This is a genomic window from Oerskovia gallyi (genome assembly GCF_014836745.1).
Classification (GTDB): Bacteria; Actinomycetota; Actinomycetes; order Actinomycetales; family Cellulomonadaceae; genus Oerskovia; species Oerskovia paurometabola.
Window position 1 is genome coordinate 4,807 of the sequence record NZ_JACSQE010000018.1, and the last position, 7,169, is coordinate 11,975.

2 protein-coding genes are annotated in these 7,169 nt (G+C 70.3%); both read right to left on the reverse strand.

From position 1 onward, the window contains the following. Positions 1 to 34 precede the first annotated feature (34 nt). The gene (locus tag H9640_RS18175) at positions 35 to 6,016 is read right to left on the reverse strand and encodes a ThuA domain-containing protein (protein WP_191792184.1); all 5,982 of its coding nucleotides are present in this window, start codon (positions 6,014 to 6,016) and stop codon (positions 35 to 37) included. Positions 6,017 to 6,239: 223 nt separating this feature from the next. Next, positions 6,240 to 7,103 (reverse strand): sugar phosphate isomerase/epimerase family protein, encoded by an 864-nt coding sequence (locus tag H9640_RS18180; protein WP_191792185.1) that lies wholly within the window; start codon positions 7,101 to 7,103, stop codon positions 6,240 to 6,242. Positions 7,104 to 7,169 lie beyond the last annotated feature (66 nt).

The following is a 7,169-nucleotide window of genomic DNA, read 5'->3' on the forward strand; positions in this document are numbered from 1 at the left end:
CCCCCCGGGGGGGGGGGCGCCTACCGTTCGTGCATCAGCCGCAGGACGCGGCCGCGTAGTCGACCGTGTACGTCGACGTCCGGTCCCCGATCGTCGCGACGACCGTGGCGGAGCCCGCCTCGACCGACGTGGCGCGCGAGGCGAACGACTGCGACGCGGACTTGCCCGGAGCGACACCCGTGAAGGTCTTCGTCCCGAACGGCGTGCTCACCTTGATCGTCGCCGGCGCGTCGTCGGTGTTGACGACCCGCACGTTGACGAGCACCTTGCCCGCCGTGCACTGGGTCTTGGCCACGACCTCGGCCGTGACCCCGCCCTCGACCGGCGGCACCGAGAGGGTGAGCGGCTCGCTCACGTTCCCGGCGACGTCGACCGCACGGTACGAGACCTCGACGGCCCCGTCCCCGACGACGACGGGCTCGGTGTACTCGAGCCACTCGTCCGCGGGGGTGTCGGCGAGGCGGTACTCGACCCGGGCGAGGCCCGAGCCGGTGTCCGCGCCGGCCAGGGTGACCGTGCGCTCGGACAGCTCGGCCGTGGCGGTCGGTGCCGTGGCGTCGATCTTCACCACGTGCACGACCTCCTGCGACACGTTGCCGGCCTCGTCGCTCGCGCGGAAGGTGAGCGAGTGCTCTCCGCCCGCCGTGAGCGCGATGCCGTCCGTGTACGGGGCCCAGTCGGCGTTCCCGACCTTGACCTCGATCGACGGCGACTGCGAGACGTCGTCGGTCGCGGTCGCGGTGACCGTCACGGCCCCGGTGTTCCAGCCGGACGCGCCGGCCGCCGGGTCCTGTGCGACGGCCACGACCGGCGCCTGCGTGTCCTCGTCACCCGTGGTGACGTGGAACCAGTCGAACGCCACCGTGACCGGGACCTCCTGCTCGGGGCCGATGGCCACGAGACCGAAGGACGTCAGTGCGGCGTCGTTGGTGACGGGCGCCCCGAGAGACGTCCAGTTGACCCCGCCGTCGCTGACCCAGCCCTGGTAGGTGTTGCCCACCTTCTCCATGCGCAGGTACCAGTAGCCCGACTCGGTCGTGTCCGCGATCTCGAGCTGACGGTTGCCGCCGCTCGAGGCCGCGTTCTTCTCCGACGCGAGCTCGGCACCCAGGTTGAGCGGGGTGCCCGGCTGGTTCTTGGCGACCACGTCGAGCTTGACGTAGTTGTCGTCGTCGCCGTAGGCCATCAGACCGGCGTACTGCCAGCGGTGCAGCAGCGGTGCCTTGAAGCGCGTCTCCGCGACCCAGTCGCCCTCGGGGGCTGCCTGGAGCACGAAGTTGCGCGGGCTGATCGGGTTCGTGTTGTTGATGTCGCCCGGCTGCGTGGTGATGCGCAGCTCGCCACCGGCGACCTCGACCTTCGAGGCGTCGTAGCGGACCACGTTGTTCCAGCGGCAGCCGTCGAGAGCGGTGCCGTCGAACTCGTCGGACGGCTCACGGGTACCGTCGTCCTCGGAGTCCGGCGTGACCTTGAACCAGTCGACCAGGGCGACCGAGTCGGCCGTCCCCGTGTCCCCTGCGGCGATGACGCCGAAGGTGGCGTTCGCCTTGACCGGTGCAGAGCCCGGGATCGCGGTCCACGTCTGGCCGTCCGCGGAGTACGCGGCCGTGATGGCCGTGCCCGTGGAGGTCAGCTTGAGGTAGACCGACGACGGGAAGTCCGCCGCGACGTTCGTCTGGCCGTGCCACGTGCGCGCACCGCCGGTCTCCGTCTGGAACTCCAGGAAGCGGTTGCCGTTCTGGTTCTTCGTGAACGCGAACTTGGTGTACTCGTCGTCGTTCACGTGCACGAGGAGACCCGCGTGCTGCCAGTGCCGTGCGAGCGGGACCTCGACCTTGGTCTGGATCTCCCACGCCCCGGCAGGTGCCGGCTGGCCCAGGTAGCTGATCGGGCCCGGGACCGCCTCGTTGATGTCGCCCTGGACGACGGGCAGGACCGCCTTGCCGTCCGTGACGGTGATCGACTTCCCGGGTGCGGTGCGCACCACGGTCCAGCGACCGGTGTTGATGTCCGCGGCGTCGAAGTCGTCCGACTTCTGCGCAGCGCACTGCGGCGGGGTGTCCGTCCCGGGCTCGGTCGGGTCGACAGGATCGTCGTCGAACGAGAAGTCCTGGAACTCGACCGCGCTCGTGGCAGAGCTGTGCGCCGTCACGAAGAGACCGACGTCCTGGACCGACGCCGCTCCCGGCAGGGACACCGGGTCGCCGATCTGGGTGAAGTTCTCGCCGTCCTTGCTCCACGACGCGGTGTACAGGTCACCGTCGCGCTCGATCCGCACCCACGCGGGGTAGCTCGTCGAGCTGGCCGCCGAGGAGGTCACGAGCTGCCCCGCGGCGTTGCCGCGCAGCCACTCGAAGCCGCCGCTCGGGCGGATGCCCAGGGCCGCGTAGCCCGGCGACTTGCCCGGCTGCGTCACGTCGTTGCGGACGATGAGACCCGCCTTGGCGGACCCGTTCGAGTTGCCCTGGCTGTTGACCTTGACCGTCGCGGACCACTTCTCGTCCGCGCCGGCCTCCTTGTAGATGGCCGAGTACTCGTCGGTGCCCTGCCACATGTTGGCACCCGCGGAGGTCACGAGGTACTTGCCCTCGGAGAGCTGCTCGAACGTGCCGTTCGCGTTGGTGAAGGTCTTCATGCCGGCGAACAGGTCACCGACCTGAGCCATGACGATGCGGGACTTCGTGGTGAGCCCCTTGTCGTTCGTGGCGACCGCGGTCAGCTTGTAGTAGTTGTCCGCCGTGGCGTTCCACGTCGTCGTGTACGGCGCGGACGTGTCCGTGCCGATCGACTGGCCGTTCACGAAGAACTCGACCTGCGTGACCGTGTTCTCGGCGTCGGTCGCGTCCGCGGTGACCGTGATCGCGCCCTGCTCGAGCTGGACGCCCGCCTCGGGAGCGGTCACGACGACCTCGGGACGGGTCGTGGCCGAGATGCCCTTGCCGTGCGCCTCGATGAAGTTCAGGCGACGCTCGCCCGCACCGGGGAACACGACGTACAGCGTGAAGCTCTCGCCCGGGTCCGCCACGTCGACGCGCACGTCCGTGAAGGTGCCCAGCCCGGTCTCCGGGACGGAGGCCGTGGCGAGGAGCTCGCCGTCGGGAGCGTCACGACGCAGCTCGACGGTGCCCGCCTGGGCTGCCGAGACGCGCAGCGACAGGGCGCTGATCTGGTGGAGGTTGAAGGGGTCGTACGAGGACCAGGCCCCGTCCTTGCCCGTGATGACGGATCCGCCGCCCTCGACGTCCCGGCTGGGGACCTGGGTCGTGCCCTGGGTAGCGGTCTGGAACTCGGCCTCACGCTTCTTGCCGAACACCAGCGTCGTGTCGGAGCCGGTCAGCGCGGGCACGTCGCCCTCGCCGCCGCCGTCCGTGTACCGGGCGTCGAGCACGTAGAAGACGTTCATGTCCTCGCCGTGGCCACCGCCCAGGCCGGTCTCGACCGAGCCCGTCGTGCCGTGGAGCGGCTCGGAGGGGTGCGCATGGGCGTCGTGCCCGAGCGCCGGCTGGATGATGACGTTCTCGTCGACGATCGAGGAGTCCTCGGCGTCGCTGACCTCGACGTCCCAGTCGATCCGGTCGCCGAAGTCGAAGAACGACCCGGTCGGCGGCAGGTTGAAGTCGACCTCGGGGCGCGTGTTGCCGACCGTGATCGGGACCGTGGCGGTACCGACCTTGCCCGACGGGTCGCTCACCGTGAGGCGGGCGTCGTAGACGCCGTTCGCGGTGTAGGTGTGGCTCGGGGCCGCCTCGGTCGAGTCGGTCGTGCCGTCACCGTCGAAGTCCCACGCGTACGTGAGCGCCTCGTTCTCGGGGTCGGTGCTCGCGGCGCCGTCGAACGTGACGGTGAGCGGGGCCGTGCCCGAGTCCGGCGTGGCGGCCGGCTTGGCGACCGGGGAGCGCGAACCGGAGATGTAGTCGATGCGGTGCAGGCCCGAGTTCGGGTTGTCACGCCCGAAGCCGCCGCCCCAGTCGAGCACGTAGAGCGCGCCCTCGGGGCCGAACGTCGAGTCGATCGGGGCGAGGAACTGCTCGTTCGACAGGAACGGGTTGACCTTCTCGACAGCAGCGCCCTTCGGTGTGGCGTCCTTGAGGTCGATCGAGTACATCTTGTTGCGCGCCCACTCGTAGAAGAAGGGCTTGCCGTCGTAGTACTCGGGGAACTTGGTGTCCGACACGAGGTCGGCGTCGTAGCTGTAGAACGGGCCACCCATGGGTGCGAGCCCGCCGCCGGCGTTGATGACGCCGGGGGCCGAGGTGCGCTGGTAGCCGTAGTACATGTCCGCGGGCTGGGCCGCGGGGAGCTGCGTCAGACCCGTGTTCAGGATCGAGTCGTTGACCGGGGCGGCGCAGTCGAAGTTGGCGCCCACCGTGACCGGGTTGGTGCGGTAGTCGACGTCACGGAAGGGCTCGTTCTTGCCCATGCACAGGGGCCAGCCGAAGAAGCCCGGCTCCTGGATGAGGTTCCACTCGGCGATGCCCGCGGGACCGCGGTTCGCGAGGTTGTCGGAACCGTTGTCCGGCGAGTAGTCGGCCACGCCGAGGTTGCCCGTGGCGGGGTCGATCGTGAACCGGAACGGGTTGCGGAAGCCCATGGCGTAGATCTCGGGCAGCGTCTTGTCGGTGCCCGGGGCGAACAGGTTGCCCTCGGGGATCGTGTACGTGCCGTCGGCCTCGGGGTGGATGCGGAGCACCTTGCCGCGCAGGTCGTTGGTGTTGGCCGACGTCGCGCGCGCGTCGTGCAGGCGGCCGTCGCGCTCCGAGAGCGGGGCGTAGCCGCCCGAGGGCTCCGAGTGCGGGTTCACGTCGTCGCCCACGCCGATGTACAGGTCACCGGTGCGGTCGTCGAAGATCAGGCTGCCGCCCGTGTGGCCCGGCTCGTCGGGCAGGCGCCCGGCCGGGACCTCGATGAGGACCTTCTCCGAGGCCGGGTCGATCACGGTGCCGCCCGGACCGCCGTCGGTCACGGTGAAGCGCGAGATCCGGTTGAAGAAGTTCTCCGGGTTCGTGTCGTCGGCCGAGGCCGGCGAGTAGTACTGGTACAGGTACCCGTTGGTCGCGAAGTCCTTGTCGAGCGCGATGCCCAGCAGGCCGTCCTCGCCGCCCGAGTACACGGGGATGGTGATCGCGGTCGTGGTGTTCTGGGTGCGCGGGTCGTAGACGCGGATCTGTCCGCGCACGAGCTCGGTGAAGAACACGCGGCCGTCGGGCGCGACGTCCATGCCGAAGGGTGCGCTCGTGTTGGTGTCGAGCGCGACCTTCTCGAACTGGCCCCAGTCGGTGCCGCCGCAGTCGCCGGCCACCTGGCCCGACGCCCACTGGACACCGCCCACGATGTGCTGGACCAGGTCCGGCTCACCGGTGAAGTGCGCGCCGAAGTGGCCCATGCCCGTCATCCAGGCGCGGCCGCCGTCGTACGGCTTGCACCACGAGATCGGGTGGTCGGCGCCCATCTTGTTGCCGCCCGCGTCGTACGTCGACTCGTCCATCGTGGCGAGCACGTGCGCGCTGCCGCGGACGTTGGCCGAGTAGTTGTACCACTCGTCGGCGCGGTTCCAGCGCTGGTCGAGGTGGCTCGTCGAGGGGTGCACGCGGTCCTCGACCCGCACCGTCCCGGGCAGGCCGGGGCTGTTGCCGGTCGCGGCGTGACCGGGCATGAGCGCCCCGATCATGTCGTCCCACCAGCCGTAGTTCCCGCGCATGTCGGTCGCGTTGTGGATCGCGACGATGCCGCCGCCGGCCTGCTGGTAGCGCTCGAGCGCGGCCTTCTGGTCGGCGTTCCACGGGTCGCCCGACGTCTGGAACATCACCAGGGCGTCGTACTCGGCCAGTCCCGCGTCGGTGAAGACCGAGGAGTCCTCGGTGTGGTCGGACGCGATGCCCACGTCGGCGAACGCCGCCTCGAGCACCGGGGTGCCCTGCGTGATCGCCTCGGAGTGCCGGAACTGGGTCGTCTTGGTGAAGATGAGGACCTTGCGGTCGTCACCGGGAGCATGTGGTCCGTCGTGGGCGGCAGCCATGGTCGCGGGCGCGAGGGTGAACGCCAGAGCTCCGATGGTCAGCGCCGCGACGGCTCTTCCCCGCAGGGGAAGTCGCGCAGCCTTCATGTGTCTTGCCTCCAGGGCAGTCGGCACGTGGCGAGAGTCCGTGCCCCGCTCGTCGGTGAACGGGGCCGCACGTGCTGTGAAGAGTTACGTCGTCCCACGGCGTGCCGGCGCCGTCGGTCCTGCACCTACCGATCGGTCAGCCGCGCATCAGTCCTTTCAGGAAGGCCAGGCCATCGACAGCGATGGCGTCCTGGGTGGGGGCGAGCGGTCGCCAGATCGAGGCGGCCGTCGCGATGGTCGCGTTGTCGGCGGTGAACGACTCGATGCACAGCGAGCCGTCGTAGCCCACCCGGTCGAGCGCGCCGAGGAACGCGTGCCAGTCGAGGTGATCGCTGCCGGGGGCCCCGCGGTCGTTGCCGCAGACCTGCACGTGCGCGATGCGGTCCCCGGCGCGCGTCACCGCGGCCGCCAGGTCCGTCTCCTCGATGTTCATGTGGTAGATGTCGAGCATGAGCCCGATCCCCTCGGACGGGAGGGGCGCGACGACGGCGAGGCCCTGGTCGACCGTGTTGACCAGGCTCGTCTCGTAGCGGTTGAGCGGTTCGAGGCCGATCCGCACGCCCGCGGCCATCGCGTGCTCGACGACGGGGGCCAGGTGGTCGACCAGCTCGGCGTTCGCGGCCTCGCGCTGGCCTGCGGTCATCCGCCAGGTGCGCCCCACGGACGCGTACGCAGGTCCGCCGATGACGCGGGAACCGACCACGTGCGCCATGTCGACGACCTGGCGCAGGTAGTCCTGGGTCCGGCGGATCGTGCCGGCGTCGGCCGAGACGAGCTCGCGTCCCGGTCCCATGACGAGCGAGACCGATGCCCCGAGCCCGTGCTCGGCGAGGACGTCCGCGGCGAGCGGCGGGTTCCAGTCCGTCACGTCCTCGACGGGCAGCTCGAGGACGTCGAAGCCCCACCCGGCGACGCGCGGGGCGATCTCGCGCAGGGAGGCGTCGGTCAGGGGCGAGGTCCACACCCAGGTGTTGACCCCCAGGGGGCGCGTGCGAGCCACGGTGCTCTCTTTCGTCGGTGGGTGCGCTGCCCCGGCGCCCGACGCCGGAGCCCACCTTCGCGGGGA

Excerpts from the sequence above, each read along its gene's own strand:
- H9640_RS18175 (WP_191792184.1), bottom strand. The coding sequence starts at position 6,016 with ATGGCTGCCGCCCACGACGGACCACATGCTCCCGGTGACGACCGCAAG.